We start from the raw sequence: 1,765 nt of genomic DNA, 5'->3' as shown, positions 1-1,765 counted from the left end.
CCCTCTCCACCACAGTGTATGTCTCCACGACGCCCACGGGCTCCACCTCCCGTAGCTCCTTTACCTCCTCGAAGTCGTAGGGGCAGTACATCTTCGGCGGCATGAAGAGCCTGCCGCACTTGGGGCAATAGGCCGCCGTGAGCCTACCTGCCCTCAGCGCCTCCAGCCACCTAGTGCCTATGGGGCCTGCGGTGTAGACATAGGCCTCTATCTCCATCACCTCGGGGAAATACTTGATGCGCCTCATGGCCTCACCACCTCGAAGCACTCTATGTCTGTTATTGAGCCGGTTCTCTGCTCCGGCGGCCTCCACCTCGCCCTGACCCTCGCGCCGAATAGCTTCATGTTTTTCACGTCTTCATCAGCGGCGCCGCAGATGTAGTGGAGCACGCCGGGGAAGAAGTGATCGTCGAAGTTGTACCCAGGCACGTCCAGCTTTATGACCCCCACGATCTTAGGTTCCTTGGCCCTAGCCCTTGTGGCCTCGATGTAGCTCGCCACGATGGTGTGAACGGTTCCCTCCCCGCTTGCCTCAACCCAGTCGTCCACTTCTCTGAAGCAGTAGGAGCAGTACATACGTGGCGGTATAAACACTCTTCCGCATTTCCTGCATACTGTGCCCAGTATCTTGCCCTCCTTGAGTCCCGCCAGGAACCTCCCCAGCGCCCAGCCGGTAGTGTAGTTGTACTGTGCCTTGCCCACATGCGGCATCTCAAATACCGGGAACGCCACCTCCTCGAACGGCGTACCCCTAGGGTTCTTAGGCTTCGTCATATCCCCATTACTATGACTGTTCCTGCCTGCATTAGGTCTCCCCACGCCTGCGCCAGGCCTGTATAGACCGGCTTCTTAACCTGCCTAGCGCCGGCCTCGCCCCTCGCCTGCCAGAATATCTCGGCGACTTTCATAAGGCCTGCGGCAGCGATGGGGTTTCCGACGCCCAGCAAGCCGCCCGACGGGTTTATCGGCAAATCTCCGTCCCTCTGAGTCACCCCCTCGCGCGTGAGGACGGGCGCTTCGCACTTTTTCGCGAGGCCCAGTCCCTCCATGTGGTGTAGCTCCTTGTAGTCGAAGGGGTCGTAGGGCTCAGCCACGTCTATCTGCTTCCTGGGGTTGTCTATGCCGGCCATGCGGTATGCCATCTCGGCGGCGCGGCGGACGTACTCCGGATATGCCAAGTCGCGGTTGGTCCAGTGGGTGGTGTCCAGAGTCCAGCCGATGCCCTTGACCCACACGGGCGTATCCGTAATCCTCCTCGCCTCTTCCTCCGACGCCAGCACCACAGCGGCGGCTCCGTCGGAGACGGGGGAGACGTCGAGCCTATTTACAGGCCAGACAAGGACCTCGCTGTTGAGCACGTCCTCCACCTTTATGTTGGGGTCGCAGAGCTGGGCCGACGGGTGGCCGCAGGCGTTTCTCTTGTTCTTCACCGACACAAGGGCTATGTCCTCCTTCTTGGCCTTACACCTGTACATATAGCGGTGCATCTCCATGGCGAATATCCAGAGCAGGTTTGGATTCAGCGGCTTCTCCACTATGGGGTCCCAGATGTAGCGGAAGACGTATTGGGGATGCGGCCTCGCGGAGTGGCTCATCTTCTCCTCGGCCACGGCCAGCACCCGCTTACACAAGCCGGATGCCACGTGCCACCAAGCCGCTATGGGCACGAAGACCCCCGTGGCGCCGCCCACATACACCCTGACCGTAGGCTTGTGGATCCCGCCGGCGCCCTCGGCGAGGTACTCCCCCTTCATGTGGACGCCGT

Annotated in this window: 3 protein-coding genes; all 3 read right to left on the bottom strand. The window is 60.9% G+C overall.

What is annotated here, in order from left to right; all coding sequences use genetic code 11:
• A partial coding sequence (locus tag B7L68_RS08375) for a Zn-ribbon domain-containing OB-fold protein (RefSeq protein ID WP_238136395.1) occupies positions 1 to 247 on the bottom strand: 247 nt, incomplete at its 3' end.
• Positions 244 to 774, bottom strand: coding sequence for a Zn-ribbon domain-containing OB-fold protein (locus tag B7L68_RS08370; RefSeq protein WP_081247200.1), 531 nt, complete (start codon positions 772 to 774; stop codon positions 244 to 246). The genes B7L68_RS08375 and B7L68_RS08370, both read right to left, overlap by 4 nt.
• On the bottom strand, positions 771 to 1,765 hold a 995-nt coding region (locus tag B7L68_RS08365), incomplete at its 5' end, for a thiolase domain-containing protein (protein WP_081247199.1). The genes B7L68_RS08370 and B7L68_RS08365, both read right to left, overlap by 4 nt.

It is taken from the genome of Thermoproteus sp. CP80 (assembly GCF_002077075.2).
GTDB lineage: Archaea > Thermoproteota > Thermoprotei > Thermoproteales > Thermoproteaceae > Thermoproteus.
Note: the sequence above shows the minus strand (reverse complement) of the source record. Positions and strands in the feature narration are given on the sequence as shown.

Coding starts and splice junctions, on each gene's coding strand:
- B7L68_RS08370 (WP_081247200.1), bottom strand. CDS start 774: ATGACGAAGCCTAAGAACCCTAGGGGTACGCCGTTCGAGGAGGTGGCG.